The 17,839-nt window shown below is 68.9% G+C and carries 16 protein-coding genes and 2 pseudogenes; 10 read left to right on the top strand and 8 right to left on the bottom strand.

The genetic code is table 11. From position 1 onward, the window contains the following. Window positions 1-10 precede the first annotated feature (10 nt). Window positions 11-751: a zinc ABC transporter ATP-binding protein AztA gene (gene aztA, locus RFN52_RS32645; protein ID WP_184851662.1), complete on the top strand. Its 741-nt coding sequence runs from the start codon at window positions 11-13 to the stop codon at window positions 749-751. On the opposite strand, the gene RFN52_RS32640 is transcribed toward aztA, so the two are convergent. Next, complete coding sequence (locus tag RFN52_RS32640) at window positions 676-1,233, bottom strand: hypothetical protein (RefSeq protein ID WP_184851660.1); 558 nt, start codon at window positions 1,231-1,233, stop codon at window positions 676-678. The two genes, aztA and RFN52_RS32640, sit on opposite strands and share 76 nt — an antisense overlap. A 344-nt stretch (window positions 1,234-1,577) precedes the next feature. On the opposite strand from RFN52_RS32640, the gene RFN52_RS32635 reads away from it, so the two are divergent. From RFN52_RS32635 to RFN52_RS32620, 4 genes are all read left to right on the top strand, one after another. Next, window positions 1,578-2,933, top strand: coding sequence for a glycoside hydrolase family 43 protein (locus RFN52_RS32635; RefSeq protein ID WP_311241105.1), 1,356 nt, complete (start codon window positions 1,578-1,580; stop codon window positions 2,931-2,933). 293 nt (window positions 2,934-3,226) lie between these two features. Continuing rightward, window positions 3,227-5,533: a beta-L-arabinofuranosidase domain-containing protein gene (locus tag RFN52_RS32630; protein WP_184851655.1), complete on the top strand. Its 2,307-nt coding sequence runs from the start codon at window positions 3,227-3,229 to the stop codon at window positions 5,531-5,533. Between the two features lie 108 nt (window positions 5,534-5,641). Then, window positions 5,642-7,048, top strand: coding sequence for a non-reducing end alpha-L-arabinofuranosidase family hydrolase (locus RFN52_RS32625; RefSeq protein WP_184851653.1), 1,407 nt, complete (start codon window positions 5,642-5,644; stop codon window positions 7,046-7,048). A 77-nt stretch (window positions 7,049-7,125) separates the two neighbouring features. Further along, a complete protein-coding gene (locus tag RFN52_RS32620) occupies window positions 7,126-8,769 on the top strand; it encodes a glycoside hydrolase family 27 protein (RefSeq protein ID WP_184851651.1) in 1,644 nt (547 codons plus the stop codon). A gap of 233 nt (window positions 8,770-9,002) precedes the next feature. On the opposite strand, the gene RFN52_RS32615 is transcribed toward RFN52_RS32620, so the two are convergent. From RFN52_RS32615 to RFN52_RS32605, 3 genes and pseudogenes are all read right to left on the bottom strand, one after another. Continuing rightward, complete coding sequence (locus RFN52_RS32615) at window positions 9,003-11,654, bottom strand: RICIN domain-containing protein (RefSeq protein WP_184851649.1); 2,652 nt, start codon at window positions 11,652-11,654, stop codon at window positions 9,003-9,005. A 360-nt stretch (window positions 11,655-12,014) separates the two neighbouring features. Next, a complete protein-coding gene (locus tag RFN52_RS32610; protein WP_311241104.1) occupies window positions 12,015-12,356 on the bottom strand; it encodes a DUF5994 family protein in 342 nt (113 codons plus the stop codon). Between the two features lie 48 nt (window positions 12,357-12,404). Beyond that, a pseudogene (locus RFN52_RS32605) lies at window positions 12,405-12,527 on the bottom strand (acyl-CoA desaturase); the annotation flags it as partial. Window positions 12,528-12,903: 376 nt separating this feature from the next. Between RFN52_RS32605 and RFN52_RS32600 the strand changes: the two are divergent. The 4 genes and pseudogenes from RFN52_RS32600 to RFN52_RS32585 form a co-directional block, all read left to right on the top strand. After that, window positions 12,904-13,251 carry a hypothetical protein gene (locus tag RFN52_RS32600; protein WP_184851647.1) on the top strand — a complete coding sequence of 116 codons (348 nt, stop codon included), beginning with the start codon at window positions 12,904-12,906 and terminating at the stop codon, window positions 13,249-13,251. A gap of 40 nt (window positions 13,252-13,291) precedes the next feature. Next, on the top strand, window positions 13,292-13,996 hold the full coding sequence (locus tag RFN52_RS32595; RefSeq protein WP_184851645.1) for a DUF5994 family protein: 705 nt from the start codon (window positions 13,292-13,294) through the stop codon (window positions 13,994-13,996). Between the two features lie 10 nt (window positions 13,997-14,006). Next, a complete protein-coding gene (locus RFN52_RS32590; protein WP_184851643.1) occupies window positions 14,007-14,282 on the top strand; it encodes a hypothetical protein in 276 nt (91 codons plus the stop codon). A 76-nt stretch (window positions 14,283-14,358) separates the two neighbouring features. After that, window positions 14,359-14,569: pseudogene (locus tag RFN52_RS32585) on the top strand (serine/threonine-protein phosphatase); the annotation flags it as partial. A 46-nt stretch (window positions 14,570-14,615) separates the two neighbouring features. Here RFN52_RS32585 and RFN52_RS32580 read toward each other — a convergent pair. The 3 genes from RFN52_RS32580 to RFN52_RS32565 all read right to left on the bottom strand — a co-directional run bounded on the left by RFN52_RS32580 (window position 14,616) and on the right by RFN52_RS32565 (window position 15,981). Further along, window positions 14,616-14,852 (bottom strand): hypothetical protein, encoded by a 237-nt coding sequence (locus tag RFN52_RS32580; RefSeq protein WP_184854234.1) that lies wholly within the window; start codon window positions 14,850-14,852, stop codon window positions 14,616-14,618. Window positions 14,853-15,286: 434 nt separating this feature from the next. Next, complete coding sequence (locus RFN52_RS32570) at window positions 15,287-15,511, bottom strand: hypothetical protein (protein WP_184847373.1); 225 nt, start codon at window positions 15,509-15,511, stop codon at window positions 15,287-15,289. A gap of 38 nt (window positions 15,512-15,549) precedes the next feature. Then, entirely contained in the window at window positions 15,550-15,981 is a 432-nt protein-coding gene (locus tag RFN52_RS32565) for an Asp23/Gls24 family envelope stress response protein (protein WP_184851641.1), read from the bottom strand. A 663-nt stretch (window positions 15,982-16,644) separates the two neighbouring features. On the opposite strand from RFN52_RS32565, the gene RFN52_RS32560 reads away from it, so the two are divergent. Continuing rightward, a complete protein-coding gene (locus RFN52_RS32560) occupies window positions 16,645-16,911 on the top strand; it encodes a hypothetical protein (protein ID WP_311241103.1) in 267 nt (88 codons plus the stop codon). 133 nt (window positions 16,912-17,044) lie between these two features. Here the strand turns inward: RFN52_RS32560 and RFN52_RS32555 are convergent, their stop codons facing one another. After that, a complete protein-coding gene (locus RFN52_RS32555; protein ID WP_184851639.1) occupies window positions 17,045-17,206 on the bottom strand; it encodes a hypothetical protein in 162 nt (53 codons plus the stop codon). Window positions 17,207-17,839: the final 633 nt, after the last annotated feature.

The raw sequence follows: 17,839 nt of genomic DNA, 5'->3' as shown, positions 1-17,839 counted from the left end.
ACATATTACAATGACAATCATGTTCAAAACTTTCCCCTCCCCCTCTCCGGCCAAGGACACGACGCCCCGCGCCCGCTTCACCGAACTGTCCGCCGGATACCCGGGCCGCCCCGTTCTCCATGAACTCGACGCCGAAATACCGGCGTTGGCCCTCACCGCACTGGTCGGCCCGAACGGAAGCGGGAAGTCCACCCTGCTCGGCGTTCTCGCCGGAGTGATCCAGCCCACATCAGGCGAGCTGCACCACGCCGGCGACCGGCCACCGGCGTTCGTCCCCCAGCGCGGCGCCGTCGGTGACGCGCTACCCCTGACCGTCAGACAGACGGTGGAGATGGGGCGCTGGGGTGAGCGCGGGCCATGGCGCCGACTGACTCGGCAGGACCGCGCCATCGTGGACACGGCCATGGAACGACTGGGCATCATGGACCTCGCGTCCCGCCAGCTCGGGGAGCTGTCCGGCGGACAGAGACAACGCGCCCTGATCGCCCAAGGGCTCACCCAGGAGTCGGATCTGCTGCTCCTGGACGAACCCACCACTGGGCTCGATCCGGAGGCCAGGGAGCGGATCGCGGCCCTCCTGACCGAACTGGTCACCGACGGGGTGACCGTCGTCCAGGCCACACACGACCTGGAAGCCGCACGCTCGGCGGACACCTGCCTCCTGCTACGCGACGGTCACCTGGTGGGACAGGGCAACCCCGCGCAGCTTCTCACCGCCACGACACTCGCCCGAATGTGGCAGTCGGCGTGAAACGGCCCGTCGCAGCCCCTGGCGAGTGGCAAGGACGTCGTCATCCGGCGGGCCTCCCGCGACGCGGGCGCGAAGGCCGTCCAGTACCCGTACGAAGCCAACGCGAGCACCAACGACACGACGAGTGGCCCGTGGAAGACGCGGGCGACGGCCGCGTCCGGCTCCTCAACCGCCACAGCGGTCTGTACCTCACGGCGGGCAGCGCCCAGGGCGACCAGTTGGAGCAACGCCCGTATGGCGGCGCCGACCACCAGATGTTCACCGTCTCCCGAGGCCGCCGCCGTCGCCGGTGCGGCGGTGGTGGCCACGGCGTCCGCCCCGTCGAACCCGCCGGCCGTCAGCGACGGGTCCTCCAGCCGGAACCAGGACTCGTCGGGGACGACATGCCCGGGCAGTCCCGGCGGCACGACCACGGACCGCGCCTCGGTGCGGGCCGGTGCGCGCCCGACGACCGGGGCACCGGCCGCTCGAACACGGACCACCGTGGCGCGGTACTCGGCGGGACGTCCGGTGAACAGCCCTGCGCAAGGGGAGCACTGCTCCGCTCCCCGCACGTCCGCCCTCGGTGCACCTCTCGCGCGGTTCCTGATCCGAGCCGATTTGATCGCAGAACGGACAAGGCACCTCGTACGGAGTTCAAGGTGCGCGACAGTACTGCCACCCCGCAGTCCGGGTGACCCGAGTCGCACCGGAAACGGGCCCCGTCGTAAGCATTGACGGAACCGCGACCCAAACCTATCTTCTGCTCGAAGTACCGTACACAGTTCGGCTCCTCGAACAACATTGCTCAGGTGTCAGGGCAGTTCACGCAGAGATGGGACGAGCGTTGAACAGAACCCTCAGGGCGGCCCTCGCCCTCCTCACCTCGGTGACCGCCCTGCTGGGCCTCACCACCTTCGCCGGTACGGCCGGAGCCGCCCACCCGTCGGCGGGACAGACGACGCGGTACGCGATGACCGCGTTCACCAACAGCAGCGAGTCGAACATGTACGTGTACGACTCGCCGGACGCCACCGGATTCACCCTGCGAAAGGGCCCGGCCTACACCCCGCCGTCCGGTCTGATCCGAGACCCCAGCATCTTCAAGCACACCGACGGCTTGTACTACCTCACCTACACCACCAACTGGACCGGGAACACGATCGGTTTCGCCCGGAGCACCGACCGAGTGAACTGGACGTTCCTGTACAACCACACGATCCCTGTCAGCGGGCTGACCCGCACCTGGGCTCCCGAGTGGTTCATCGACACCGATGGCAGCGTCAACGTCATCGTGTCCCTGACGTCGGCGAGCACCGCGACCCACTTCACCGGCTACAAGATCACGGCGACCAACTCCGCGCTGACCGCCTGGTCCACACCCGCCCAGCTGGCGGGCATCGGCCCGAACTACATCGACACCTTCGTCGTCAAGGTCGGTTCCACCTACCACGCGTTCACCAAGAACGAGACGACGAAGTACATCGAGTACGCCACCGCCTCCAGCCTCACCGGCCCGTACACCTTCAAGAAGACCGGCAACTGGGCGGGCTTCGGCGACTGGGTCGAGGGCCCAGCCCTGGTCCGGCTCGACAACGGAGGCTGGCGCATCTACTACGACGGCTACCGCGCCGGCAAGTACTGGTACAGCGACAGCTACGACAACTTCGCCACCTGGTCCACGCCCACCGAGGTGCCCGGACTGTCCGGCCTCATACGCCACGCGACGGTGTTGAAGGAGACCGTCTCCGGTGGCGTCACCCTCCCGACCGACACCACTCGGTCCCTCCAGTCCGTCAATTTCCCGAGCCGTTACGCCGTGGTGCGCTCCGACAACCTCGGCTACATCGACCCGGTGACATCCTCCGGCAGCACCGCTGTCAAGCAGAGCGCAACCTTCACCGTCGTGCCCGGACTCGCGGACGCCAACTGCTACTCCTTCCGCGACTCCGCCGGACGCTATCTGCGGCACTGGGACTACCGGATCCGCTTCGACAGCAGCAGCGGCACGGCCGTCTTCGACAAAGACGCCACGTACTGCGCCCGCCCGGGCGCGACCGCGGGCTCGGTGAGCCTGGAGTCGTACAACTACCCGGGCCGCTACCTCCGCCACTACGACTACGCGCTGCGCATGGACCTCTACCAGAACACCGACACCTTCAGCGCCGACAGCTCCTTCACGGTGGTCAGCCCCTGGGCCTGATTGTCCAATCCCCTGCCGTGCCGTCGCGGACCCACGCGGCGGCACGGCCCCCCTGTCGCCTCGTCAGGCGAGCGAACAGGACCAACGGCAGTGCCGGAGGAGTCTCACGCGCATCGGCTCTCGTCGGCACGGCGGCCGCCACCAACGGCTCCGCCGTGATGCCGTCGGCCTGCCACGTATGACGCCACGTCGGCAGCAGGCAAGTCCTGTGACGCACTGAACCCGACCGCCGGACACGCGAGCGAACGCACCTACGAACCAGCAGTCACTCTGCCCTCACCGAGAGGTTCAAGATGTCTTCCTCCGTCAGCAGACGGCGCCTACTGCAAGCAGTGGGGGCCACCGCCGCCGCCTCTGCCACCGGATCCTTCGTCTGCGCGTCCCCCGCCCACGCGGCCGTGCCTCCCGCAAGGGCCGACATCGGGGTCTCCGCGCACCCCTTCGCACTCGACCAGGTCCGGCTCACCGCGAGCCGCTGGCTGGACAACCAGAACCGCACGCGGAACTACCTGCGGTTCGTCGATGTCGACCGGCTGCTGCACAACTTCCGCGCCAACCATCGGCTGTCCACCAACGGCGCGGCCGCGAACGGCGGTTGGGACGCCCCGGACTTCCCCTTCCGCACCCACGTCCAAGGGCACTTCCTCACGGCATGGGCGCAGCTGTACGCCGTGACCGGGGACACCGTCTGCCGGGACAAGGCAACCCACATGGTTGCCGAGTTGGCCAAATGCCAGGCCAACAACAGCGCCGCCGGCTTCAACGCCGGGTACCTCTCCGGCTACCCCGAGTCCGACTTCACCGCCCTCGAGCAGCGGACCCTGAGCAACGGCAACGTGCCGTACTACACCATCCACAAGACCCTCGCCGGCCTGCTGGACGTATGGCGCCACATCGGCAGCACACAAGCCCGTGACGTGCTGCTCGCGTTGGCGGGATGGGTGGACCTGCGCACCGGCCGGCTGAGCGGCCAGCAGATGCAGGCCATGCTGGGAACCGAGTTCGGCGGCATGAACGCCGTGCTGACCGATCTCCACCAGCAGACGGGCGACGCGCGGTGGCTCACCGTCGCCCGGCGGTTCGACCACGCCGCGGTGTTCGACCCGCTGGCGGCCAACCAGGACCGGCTCAGCGGACTGCACGCCAACACCCAGGTACCCAAGTGGATCGGGGCCGCCCGGGAGTACAAGGCCACCGGTACCGCTCGGTACCGGGACATCGCCACCAACGCCTGGAACTTCACCGTCGACGCGCACACCTATGCCATCGGCGGCAACAGCCAGGCGGAGCACTTCCGCGCCCCGAACGCCATCGCCGGCTACCTGAACAAGGACACCTGCGAAAGCTGCAACACCTTCAACATGCTCCTCCTCACGCGGGAGTTGTTCGCGCTGGACCCGAACCGGGCGGCGCTGTTCGACTACTACGAGCGGGCGTGGCTGAACCACATGATCGGCCAGCAGAACCCGGCCGACACCCATGGCCACGTCACCTACTTCACCCCGCTCAACCCGGGAGGCCGACGCGGTGTGGGTCCCGCGTGGGGCGGCGGCACCTGGAGCACCGACTACGGCACGTTCTGGTGCTGCCAGGGCACGGGCCTGGAGATGCACACCAGGCTGATGGACTCCATCTACTACCGCAGTGACGACACCCTGATCGTGAACCTGTTCGTGCCCTCGGTGCTCAACTGGTCGGAGCGCGGAATCACGGTCACCCAGACCACGGCATACCCCGTCAGCGACACGACGACCCTGCAGGTCACCGGCAACGTCAGCGGAACCTGGGCGATGCGCCTGCGCATCCCGGGCTGGACCGCCGGGGCCACTGTCAGCGTCAACGGCACGCGACAGGACATCGCCACCACGCCAGGCAGCTACGCCACCCTGACCCGCTCCTGGACCTCCGGCGACACGGTCACCGTCCGCCTGCCCATGCGGGTCATCATGCGAGCGGCCAACGACAACGCGAACGTCGCCGCGATCACCTACGGCCCGGTGGTCCTGTCCGGCAACTACGGCGACTCCACGCTCAGCTCCCTCCCCTCGCTGAACACGTCCTCGATCAGACGGACCAGCAGCACGTCACTGGCCTTCACCGCCACCGCCAACGGCTCCCCCGTCAACCTGGGCCCGTTCCACGACGCGCACGGCCACAACTACACCGTCTACTGGAACACCAGCGGCACCGTCCGGCTCGCCAACGTGGGCAGCGGTCTCGTGCTGGGCATCCAGAACATGTCCACGGCCGACGGTGGCCGCGCTCTGCAGTGGAACGACTCGGGCACCGCCGACCACGACTGGCACATGATCGCCGACGGAAACGGGGTCCGCTTCCGCAACGCCCACAGCGGCAAGGTGCTCGGCGTCTTGAACATGTCCACGGACGACGGCGCGACCGTCCTGCAGTGGTCGGACAACGGCACCGCCGACCACCGATGGACACTGCTCGACCAGGGAGACGGGACCTACAAGATCCGCAACGAGCACAGCGGCAGGTTGCTCGCCATCGCGAACAATTCCACCGCTGTCGGTGCGTTCGCGGTCCAGAGTTCGGACGACGGCACCGCCGACAACCGTTGGCGCATCGTGAGGAACTGAGTTCCGCCCCGGAAACAGACGGCCGCCCTCCACTCTTCCGTTTACCCGACAGTTCGACCCTTGTTCGGTATTCCGAACATAACCGCTCACTCAAGGAATGAGATCCCCATGCGCAGACGTGGTTTCAGCCGCAGGCACCTGCCTGTGGTGCTCGCGACCCTCATCGCTTCGGCGGCGACACTCGTCGCCAACCCCGCCCAGGCGGCCACCACCAGCGCCGTGCGCGGCGTTGCTTCCGGCCGGTGTCTCGATGTGCCGGGCGCCGGCCAGACCGACGGCACGAACGTGCAGATCTGGGACTGCACCGGCGGTACCAATCAGCGGTGGACGCTGACGGACAACAACCAGCTGACCGTGTACGGCAACAAGTGCCTGGACGTTCCGAACCACGCCACCACGGCCGGTACCCGGCCGGTGATCTGGTCCTGCAACGGCGGCACCAACCAGCAGTGGCGGGCGAACGCCGACGGCACGATCGTCGCCGTGGAGTCCGGGCTGTGTCTGGACGTCAGCGGCGGCGCCACGGCCAACGGCACGGCGGTGCAGCTGTGGAACTGCAACGGCGGCAACAATCAGAAGTGGACCGGCCTGTCCGGGACGCCCACCACGTGTGCACTTCCGTCGACGTATCGGTGGTCCTCGACCGGCCCGCTCGCGCAGCCGGGGAACGGCTGGCTCGCGCTGAAGGACTTCACCACCGTCCCGATCAACGGCCAGAACCTGGTGTACGCCACCAGCTCCGACGGAAACTCGTGGGGCGCGATGATGTTCAGTCCCTTCAGGAACTGGTCCGACATGGGGACAGCCACCCAGACCAAGGTAAACGGGTCAGTGGTGGCGCCCAAACTGTTCTACCTCTCGACCAAGAACATCTGGGTGCTGGCCTCGAACGGGTGGGACACCGGCTGGCCCTTCACCTACCGCACGTCCAGCGACCCCACCAACCCCAACAGCTGGTCCGCCCCGCAGCCGCTGTTCACCGGCAGCGTCCCGGTCGGCGGCCCGATCGACCCGACCCTGATCGCCGACGGCCAGAACATCCACCTGTTCTTCGCCAACGACAAGGGCAGCATCTTCAGGTCGACCATGCCGCTCGGGAACTTCCCCAGCAGCTTCGGCTCCTCCTACACAACGGTCATGACCGACACCGAGGAGCGCCTGTTCGAAGCCCCCGAGGTCTACAAGGTCCAGGGCCAGAACCAGTACCTCATGATCGTCGAGGCGCGGGGTGTCAACGGGCGCTACTTCCGCTCCTTCACCGCCACCAGCCTGACCGGCACGTGGACCGAGCAGGCCGGCACCGAGAGCAACCCCTTCGCGGGCAAGGCCAACACCAACCAGACCTGGACCAACGACATCAGCCACGGTGACCTGGTCCGCGTCAACGCCGACCAGACCATGACCATCGACCCCTGCAACCTGCAGTTCCTGTACCAGGGCAGGTCTCCGGCATCGGACGGCACCGACTACCTGAAGCTGCCGTACCGGCCGGCTCTGCTCACCCTGCAGCGCTGACCCAGGCGCGCCTGATCACAACCTCATGAGCGGCCCATCAGGCCCGCACAGCTGCGCGGGCCGGGAAGGTACCCCCCATGGTTTTACACAGACGACTGCTGCGTCTCCTCACGGCCACCGCGCTGACGCTCACCGCCTGCGTCACCGCCTCCGCCGACACGACCGCCGAGGCCGCGCCGGGCAGCCCGGCGCTCACCCCGCCACTGGGCTGGAACAGCTGGAACAGCTTCGGGTGCGGGATCACCGAGGCGCAGGTCCGCCAGGCCGCCGACGCGATGGTGTCCACGGGCATGAAGGGCGCGGGCTACCAGTACGTCGTCGTCGACGACTGCTGGTTCGACCCGCAGCGTGACGCGGCGGGCAACCTCCGGGCCAACCCGACCAAGTTCCCCAGCGGCATGAAGGCGCTCGGCGACTACATCCACAGCAAGGGCCTGAAGTTCGGCATCTACCAGGCGCCCAACGAGAAGACGTGCGCGCAGGGCGTGGGGACCTACCCCGGCTCCACCGGCAGCAAGGGCCACGAGGCCCAGGACGCCGCCACATTCGCCTCATGGGGCGTGGACTATCTCAAGTACGACTGGTGCTCCGGCAGCGGCACCCTCAACGAGCAGATCGCGCAGTTCACCATCATGCGCGACGCCCTGCGCGCAACCGGCCGTCCGATCGTCTACAGCATCAACCCCAACAGCTTCCACTCCCCCACCGGCGACAAGTACGACTGGGGTGAGGTCGCCGACCTGTGGCGGACGACCGAGGACCTGCTCGACATCTGGCAGAACAGCAACACCAACAGCTACCCGATGGGCGTCGGCAACGTCCTGGACGTCACCGCGCCGCTGGCCGCCCAGTCGGGCCCGGGAAACTGGAACGACCCCGACATGCTGGTCGTCGGCCGTCCCGGTCTGTCGCTGACCGAGTCCCGCTCCCACTTCGCCCTGTGGTCGCTGCTCTCGGCCCCGCTCATGGCCGGCAACGACATCCGCACCATGTCCGCCGACGTGAGCGCGATCTTGCGCAACCCCCGTCTGCTGGCGGTCAACCAGGATCCGCTGGGCGCGGGCGGGCGCAGGGTGCGCGACGACGGCGACACCGAGGTGTTCGCCAAGCCCCTGTCCGACGGATCGGTCGCCGTCGGCCTGTTCAACCGGGGAGGGAACACCACGACCATCACCGCCTCGGCCGCGCAGGTCGGCCTCACCGGAGGGTCGTTCACCCTCACCGACCTGTGGACCGGTGCCACGTCGAGCACGTCCGGGCAGATCTCGGCGAGCGTCCCGGCGCACGGTGTCGCCGTATTCAAGATGACCGGCGGCAGCCCGTTGGCCTCCACCACCGCACGCCTGCGTGGTGCCGGATCCGGCCGCTGTCTGGACGTGGACCGCGCCTCCACCGCAGCCGGGACGGCGTCGCTGATCTGGGACTGCCACACCGCAGCCAACCAGCTCTGGACCACGTGGGCCGGAGGCGAGATCCGCGTCTACGGTGACAAGTGCCTGGACGCCTACAACCAGGGCACCACCAACGGCACAAGGGTGATCATCTGGCCCTGCAACGGCCAGAACAACCAGAAGTGGACCGTGGGCGCCGACGGGTCGATCCGCAACGTCCGCGCCGGGCTCTGCCTGGACTCCGAACGATCAGGAACCGCCAACGGGACCCCGGTCATCCTGTGGACCTGCAACGGCCAGAGCAACCAGAAGTGGACCACGCTCCTGTAACCCGCCACGCCTACCACGGCGCAGGGAGACGCCCGATCGGTTGAGGGCAGTCCCACGACAGCAGACCAACTGCGGGGGACTGCCTTCCCGCACCGGAACCGGGACACCGAGCCCATCGGTGCAGGCACCGGCCAGGCGCTCTCGTGGCAGCTCACGTCCGGGTCCCGGGCGAGGTTGCCCAGCCATGCGGGGCCGCAGCCCGTCACGGCTGCGGCCCCGCCACGGCTCCCGGGTCAGGACGGGTCGCCGTACTGCAGGCCGCGTCCGTTGGTGCCGACGTAGACGCGGCCGAAGGTGTCGGGGTCGCCGGTGATGACGCCGACGCCGCCGATGGCGCCCCACTGGTGGGCGTCGTCGTTGACGCGGAGCCAGGTGGCGCCCTTGTCGGTGGAGCGGAAGACTCCGGTGACGTCCTTGACGGTGCCGATCAGGTACAGCGCCTGGTAGTTGGTGCCCGGCTTGGCCTTGCCGAAGCCGAGGGCGGAGGCGGACTGCACCGTCTTGAGCGTGGTGAAGGTCCGGCCGCCGTCGGTGGAGTGCAGCAGCCCCTTGCCGCCGCCGGCGATCCACAGGTCCCCGGCGATGCCGGGGACGGCCGTGAGCTTGCCGGAGGGCAGGTTGCCGGCGCGGGCGGTGAAGGTCGCGCCGCCGTCGGTGCTGGCGTGGAGCGTGCCGCCGGACAGCGCGTAGAAGGTCCTGGCCGAGGAGCGGTCGGCGACGATCACGGCGCCGGTGCCCAGGCCGCTGACCCTCGACCAGCTCGCCCCGTTGTCGGTCGAGCGGTACGGGGCCTGTCCGGCCTGGGTCCAGACGATGGTGGAGCCGTCCGCCGCGAGCGCGACATGCCCGTCCTGCGCACTGGCCACCGGCTCCGCCTTGAAGCCGTTCCAGCTGCGGCCGCCGTCGGTGGAGTAGGCGCCGTCCTGCGCGCCGCCACGGCCGACGCGGACCATCATCGAGGGCTTGGACTGAGCGAAGTCGATGTCGGTGCTGTTGGTCATCATCGGGTTGCTCAGCCGCCCGGAGGGCACCTTGGTCAGGGAGTCGTGCCGGAAGCCGCCCTGGTCGCCCATGGAGGTGATGACGGTGGCGCCGCCGGGCGGGGCGATCGCGTCCAGCAGCGCGGTCTCCTCCAGCCCTCGGGCGCCCATGCTCCAGTGGCTGGTGCCGCCGGTGTCGGAGGCGCTTGCGTCCTTGCTGCGCAGGATGCCGTTGCCGGTGCCGTACAGCACGTGCCCGGAGTTGAAGGGATCGATGGCCAGGGCGGTCATCCAGTGCCCGGTGTGGGTGCCGACGTAAGGGGCGGCGGAGGCGCTGCGCACCGACTTGTCAGCCAGTGCCTTCCATGTGGCGCCGCCGTCGGTGGTCCGATAGATCTCGTCCTCGGGCCACCAGCGGCCGAGGGTGGTGACCATCACCGTGGAGGGCTTGCGCGGGTCGACGGCCAGACCGGAGAAGCCGTAGTCGCCCTTGGACGGGGAGATGTTCTTCCATGCCCCGCTGCCCGGCGTGTACTTCCACACCGAGCCCGCCGTCACGCCGTTGGGTCCGAGGTTGTTGGTGTACGTCAGGTACAGCGAGCCGTCACCGGAGAGCACGCCGTGCTGCGGCAGCTGGCCGGTGGGCTGCCCGGAGACGGCCTGCCAGGTGCTGCCGCCGTCGGTGGAGCGGTACAGGGAGGTGGACCTGTCGTTGACGCCGACGTAGATCGTCTTGCTGCCGGCCGGGCCGTACGTCACGAAGGAGATGCCCGCCCCGCTGCCCGCCCCGTCCTTGACGGGGAACGAGGAGACCTGCCGCCATGTCACGCCGTGGTCGCTGCTGCGCCACAGGCCGTTCTTGCGGGTGCCCAGCAGCAGGGTGCCGTTGTCCGCGGGGTTGATCGCCAGCCGCTCGCCCGCGCCGCGGCCGTCCTCGTTGCCGCCCACCTTGAACGGCAGATCAGTGCGCTTGAAGGTGCGGCCCCGGTCAGTGGAGCGCAGGATCGCGCCGTTGCCGGCCCACTCGTTGGTGTAGGTGCCCGCCGAGAAGTAGAGCCGCTTAGGGTCGACGGGGTCGGTGGCCACCGCGTCGATGCCCAGCAGGTTCCAGTCCTTCTCGCCGATCCAGTCGGTCAGTGGGATCCACTGCTCGGCCGCGGTGTCCCAGCGGTAGGCGCCGCCCATGTCGGTACGTGCGTACAGCAGACCCTTCTCCCGCTGGTTGAACACCAGTCCGGTGACATAACCACCGCCCACCACCTGGGCGTTCTTCCACACATACGGACCGGCCGCGGCCGTGGTCCGCGCCGCGCCCGCCCCGGCCGCCTGGGGCTCGGCCGTCTTCACCAGCTTCCACTCCTGGTTGGCGCTGCCTGTGGCGGGATACTGGACGACTGCCGCGCCGTCTGCCTTGGAGCCCTTGGAGACGTCCAGCAGTTGGCCGCTCCTGCGCGAGGTGAAGGTGACGGCGTCGGAACCGCTCACCTCGTTGATCTTCCACTCCTGGGAGGTGGAGGAACTGTCGGTCTGCTGCTCCGTGGCGGCCGCCCGGGCGGTCGAGTCGCCCGCTATGCCCAGCACTTTGCCGCTGTTGCGGTTGACCAGCTCGTAGTAGCCGTCCCTGGTGGGCCGCAGCCTCCATTGCTGGTTGGCGGTGTTCTGGTCGGTCCACTGCTGGATACGGGTGCCGTCTGCGGCGGAGAAACCGTTGACGTCCAGCACCTTGCCGCTGCGCACGGAGACCAGCCGGTAGTAGGCGTCGCCATCGACCGTCGCGGCCTGCGAGTCCTCCTGTGCGATAAGGAGATACGGCACGAGAACGGCGGGCACGCCGAACAGCAGACCAGTGGCGGTCCAGCGGCGGCGGTGACGCCCGCGGCGTCCGCCGTTCGTGGGGTTGTTCATGGGGAGGCGTTCTCCTTGCATGCTGTTCAACAGTGGAAACCCGGATCCGGCCACTGGAACTGGCCGGATCCGCTCCCTTGTCGTCACAGACGTCACACAAGGTTGCCGCGAGCCGGGAATTGCTTCTCAGGGACCAGGCTGGGGACCAGCCCAGCGCCTCGGCGGGCTGCCTCGTCATCGCTGCCACAGCCGCCACCACGGCCTGGCTGTCCTCCCTGACGGTGCAGGCCACGGTGCCGTCGCCAGGCACGCGTCCGGCCTGGTCGAGCACGACGTCCACGACTTCGCCTGATGGGCCGCCGCCGTCCCCGGCGGGACACCGTCCGAAGCCCGGGATCACCGCCCTGGGGTCGACGGGTGTCAGCCGTCGTCCTTGAGGTCTCCGGCGCTGGGAACGCCCGGCGCCACTGCGGATCCGTTCCCGACCGTCCTCCGCCACCGGTGTTCTCCCGCAATCCGCGCCCGGTTGAAGACGAGCATCCGGCCGGGCCCCGCGGACCGTGTCGCCCCGTTGATGGTGACGCTCGTGATGTGGCCCCACGCGCGCGGCAATCCGGCGCGCAGCCTGGGGAGTTCGGCGAGCAGGTCGTACGAACGGGGCCACCACGCTCTGTCGATGGGCTGGGGTGTACCGCCGTGGGGGGCCAGGCGCAGGCGGAGAAGGGGATGGGAGGGAGGAGGGGGTCGCAGCGCGGTGGTCATGAAAGCTCCTGTCAACCGCCGTGTGGCGGAGGACGTGAGTGGCCGGTGTCAGGCGCGGCGGGCGGCCACGCGGTCCGGAGTGGGCCAGCGCACGTCGTATACCCAGCCGAGGCGTTCCAGGAGGCGGATGACAGCGGCGGAGGGGTCGAGCCCGCCGCGGTCGACGCCGTGGCCCTCACGCTCCGAAACAAGGCAGGCCGGATCGCGTGGCCACCGCGTTGACACGGACCGTCGCCGGACGTTGACTGGCGGCACGGCGCAGGGCCATGCCACTCCCGAACACACGGCGAAGCATTCCGCCCACCCGCGTCGCCAAGACCCCGCGGGAACCCACCTACCGGACAACAGCGAGGCCGATCACGACCGTTGCACGGACGATCAGGAACACGGCGCAGACGATGAAGGGCAGGATCGTCGAAGAGCTCGGCCGGGGCACCCGCAACAGGCGACTGCAACGCCGAGGCAGGATCGACCGGGTCTCCGGAATCCTGAAACAGGCCGTCGAGAAGACCAAGAGCGCCTTCGGGCGGAACGGAAGCAGCACCCGATGATGTATGACCAGACACGCGCCCAGCAGCCCGCGGGCCAAACCCGGGGGCCCACCGAACGCCGTGCCCCGGGCCCGGAGCCACTGCTCCCGTCGGCCGAAAGGGACAAGATCGTCCAGAGCCTCCGACACGCCCTCAACCACTTCCCCGACACTCCGCGCGAGGCGCTGGAAGAGGCCGAGAGCGCCTACGACGAAGCCACCGCCCAGCTCGTGAACGCCCTCGCGGAACGGCGGCGTCTCCTGCGCGCCGGGTGGCAGGACCAGGCCCCCGGAACACAGTCCGACGAACTCCGGCACGCGCTGAGGCAGTACCGGGAGATCACCCAGCGGCTGCTCCAGCTCTAGGCGGCCGCATACTCCGCGCTGTGGCGGAGCGCGGAGTAGTGTGGACAGTACCGAGGGCATCTCGCACACCGGCTTCCACGCCGGGTCGTCCCCGGCGAAAGATGAAACCCGGGCCGCCGCAGAGGCGGCCCGGAGACGGGTCCGCATCATGTCGGCGACCTTGTACCCAACCCTGCCGCACCCCGAGCCCGTCGCAACCCCGGCCGCGCGTCTCGCACTGAAGACCGACCGCCCCTCCAGCGGACTCCTGGACGGAGCCTGGTGGCCCCGTTCCCGTGATCTGCTGAGCGAACTGCCGGCACTCACCGACGTGTTGGATCCCCTGTGGGGCCGCATCACCCGCATCGCCGTAAACCCGGAACACTGGCCGGTCATCCCCCGCACGGTTCCCGTGGACGGCCACATCGTCAAGGTCGGCTGGTTCACCCCGGAGATCGACCCCCACAAGCTGCTGCTGCTCTCCTACGGCACCGGCCGCTGGGATCTCCTGGTCATCCCGCCCGAGACCGGGGCGGAGTCGGCGGCCCGGCTGATGGCAGCCGCGTCCGACCACGACGGCCCGCCCCTGACCGCGAGCGCGCTCATCGCCGCGGACGAGGCCCGGCACGGCGTCCTGGCGGCCGACCAGCCACTGGACCCGGACGAGGCATGGGAGTACGAGGGCGGCGCCTCCACGGTGTCCGTAGCCGTTCCCCAACAGACCGGCCCGCCCGGCCGGGCCAGCCGACTGATCATCGGTATGTGAGGTGGCCGCCATGAACGCCTTTCTGACAGCCGCCGCCTTCGTGGTCCTCATCGCAGCGGCGGCGTACGTGATCCACCGGCTCAACCTCCAGCACGCCGACAGGATCGCCGCGTACCGGTACAGCACCCCCCGGCCCGGCCGCCGCGGCCACGGCACGCCGCAGCCCGCGGTGGGACCGGACCGGTCCGAGTCGCCGACCCCCGACGAACGACGGGACCACCGCGACGGGGGCCGCGGCCGCTTCCCGCCGCGCCGCCGCCGTAGCCGTACCACCCACCACAGGTGATCAGCCGGTTCCCCCACCGGCCGCGCACGGACCGTCGACTCGGCCTGCGAGGAGCGGCCGGGACCCTGAACCATGGCAGGTCGTCCGGCAGCTGGCAGGCCCGACCACCTTGCCCATCGGCTTCGGAGGTGAAGAGCCCCGGATCAGCGGGCAGATGCTCCGACGCGGCGGCCGAGTGCTGTGCTTCGCCGACGGCCTGATCGAGGAGCACGAAGCCGGCGAAGAACAACTCATTCCTGATCGAATGGCGCGGCGGCGCCGCCGAACACCTCGCCCTCCTGGAGTGAGCCGACCACCGCACCACCAAGGGTCCGCCGCCGTGGCCGGGCGTTTTCAGCGGGCCGGGCGCCGAGGGGAGCGCCACATGGAGCGGGCCGCCAGGTAGAGCAGATCGGCGATGAGGAGTAGCACGCCGGCGGACAACAGAGAGAGCATGCCGTCGACGGCCGCGCCGATGACGATCAGCGCGATGCCGGCGATGAGCAGGGTCAGGCAGAGGACCATGACGGGATGCATCCCTGAGAAGGAACCGCGCGGGATCTGCGTGGCCTCTCGAGTACGGCGGGACACGCTGCGACTCTCCCCGGTGTCGCGTCGGCCGAGGAGTGGTAAGTGACCGCCCCGGCACACAGGCCGCTACCAGTAGTGGCGGCGTCCGCCGACGGCGTACCCCACCGATCCCAGGATCCGCGGGATGATGCCAACGATGACCAGGTGATCCCGATGATCTCCATGCGCATCCGTGCCTCGCCGAGCGCCGCCTGCTCTCCGTCGGCGGACTCGGCGTCTCGTCCTGCGGTATCCCGCTCCGGTGCCCGCCGCACGGAAGTGGTCACGCGTGGCGTCCGGCGGCCGGGGGGGTACGTGGTCGACCGAGTCGGTGAACCGGCTCAGCGCCACGCGCGCCACGTGGGAAGCGATCTTCGCAACGACCCGGTCGGCGATGGTGATCGCACCGCGCTCCCCACGGGGAATGCCCGGACGCAGATTGGCTTCACCGGTCACTACCGCCAGTCTCCCCGTGCCCGTCGCCGGTCATCGCGGATCCGCTCCTGCCTGTCCCGGCGGCGAACGAAGTCGCCCGGTTCGAGATCGCCTTCCACGAACCGCCCGACCACGAGTCCGACGACGCCCAGCCCAAGAACCAGCAGGAAGGCCCAGAAGTCACCGAAGTACGCGGCGAAACCCAGCGCCATTCCGGCCATCAGGCCCACCACGGCTCTACTCATCACGCGCTCCTTCACTCACGCGGGCTGCTCCGCCTCGGCTACTGGATCCGCTGCCGCTCTTCCCCTTCGTCCTCCTCGTCGGGGAGCTTCACATCGCTGACCATGATGTTGACTTCCACGACTTCCCGGCCCGCCATCCGCTCCACTGCGGAAATCACGTTCTCGCGCACCTCACCGGCCACGTCCGTGATGGAGACGCCGTAGTCGACGACGATCTCCAGATCGATGGCCGCCTGCTTCTCGCCGACCTCGACACTGACCCCACGCGTGGCGGACCTGCCACTGCCGGCACCGGGCATCCGCTCCCGCATGGATCCCATTGAGCGCGCGAATCCGCTGCCCAGGGCATAGACGCCGCGCACGTCCCGTGCTGCCATTCCGGCGATCTTCTCCACCACCACATCGGCGACCGTCGTCCGGCCACGAGAACCGGGCGCACCGCCATACCTTGCGCCGGTGTTCTCAGTCATCAGGAAGTTCCTCCCTCTGGAGGAGGGCACCTTACACCCTTTATTCAGACTATATTCATAATTAGGAAGTTTGCCTGAGATACGGCGTATGAGGCCTGATAACTCCGGGCGCAGTTGCGGCAGGAAGAGGACCGCGGCCATGGAAGAAGGAGGGTGAGAGGCCGGTGAAAACCGAGGCGTGGACGCAGGCAGTACGGCACCGGCTCGACCTGGGCCGGCTGCTCCCGCTCGGTGGGCCCGGCGACAGGACATGGATCACCGAACAAGCAGCCGTCCGGGTCCTCGAGCTCGCGGCCGCTGAGATACCCGGTGTCCGGCTGGAGTCTCTGCCCATCGGGCCAACACCGCTCGAGCCCGTGTCCGAGCCGACCGTCCGTCCGCCGGCCAGCGCGCTACCGCCTGGCCCGCTCAGGATCGAAGCCGCATGCACAGCACCCCTCAGGCAGCCGCTGCCCGAGACCACCGACCAGTTGAGGAGCGCACTGCTCAACGCGGCCGCTGAACGTCTCGGCCTGGCCACCGTGACAGCCGACCTGCGCGTCACGGATCTCGATGACGGCCCGGAGACGGGCGTGAAGTCGCGTACCGCAGCAAGTGCCATGAGGCCCGCGCCGGAAACCGTAACCACCCGAAGCTCGCCCACGGTGACCGGAACGGATCCATATGGGGCCCGTCCGGGAACTGGCGAACGTCGCGGCTGGTGTTCCGGGCGTCGCCCGCCTCACCGCCGCGCTGGGAAGCCGCCCGGTCAAGGTGAAGGACCATGACGATCCACCCGGCCGCCACATCGAGGTCCAGCTCGCGGTCGCCCGCGGCCACCATCCGCTGGAAGTCGCCCGCGCCGTCCGGGCCGCCGTAGCCGACGCCGCCACCACCGACACATCCGGCCCGGGCACCGCCGCCGTCCTCATCACAGAAGCCGCAGCCTAGCCAGGCGTCAGCGGCAGCTCGACGCGTTGGGCCTGATCCGGTCCCGCTTCTCCGGCCTCACCCTCGGGCGCAGGTCACACCACGGCCACCGCCTGGCCCGAACGCACAGACACCCCCCTCGGCCTTGCCATTTCTACTGTCGGCGCCTCAGCACTCTCCGGATCAGCAGGAAGGCCGCAACGGCGATCAGGGCAATCCCCACGAGGATCACGAGGACCCCGACGACGACCAGGACCGTCCCAAGCAGGATCAGAAGCGCCCCGATGACGAGAAGAAACATCGCGAGAACGGTCACGGTCGCCTCCTGTCCCCCCCCTCCGACTCTGGCCCTTTCCGACCCTCCATCGCAAACACATCCGGACAAATACATGAATGTCCTTCCCTCGGCAGTGCCCGCCTGCTGGGGTCCGGCCCATTCACGGGCCGGCCTCGGTTCTGCCGTGAAAGCGCGCGGATCGCTCCACAAGCCTGTCCTGTCACGGCGTGAGACCTGCCTGGCAGGGACCCCGCATTCGGACAATGAGCCTGCGCTGCCGCTGACAGACGAAGCAGACGTCTCCAAGCGCATCCCCACCTGCGGCCCGGCCTCAGCAGTTCCCAAGGCGGCACCGAGCCAACTGTCTCGGCGGCGAGCAGCGTCCACCAACTGTCGCCGATCCTCACGAAGACCAGCCAGCCCACCGCGTAGGCCGCGGTCACCTTGCATTTGTGGGAGCGAATGGTGCCTCCCGGTTGGGCGCGGAGAGTCCCTGGGTAACAGGCTGCGCCTCGGCCGTCAGAGCCGCGGCGTCGCCCCCTCCTTGCTCGGGTGCGCAGAAGGGGAGAAGCCGGGCGCAACGGTGCCCTTGACGGACGTTGCACGCACCTATTTGAGAAGCCCCGTCGGACGCGCCGACGAGGCTTCTCGTCGAACACCGCTATCACACAC

Origin of the sequence: Streptomyces collinus, assembly GCF_031348265.1 — a bacterium.
Lineage (GTDB): Bacteria > Actinomycetota > Actinomycetes > Streptomycetales > Streptomycetaceae > Streptomyces > Streptomyces collinus.
This window is presented reverse-complemented; position numbering and strand designations above follow the sequence as displayed.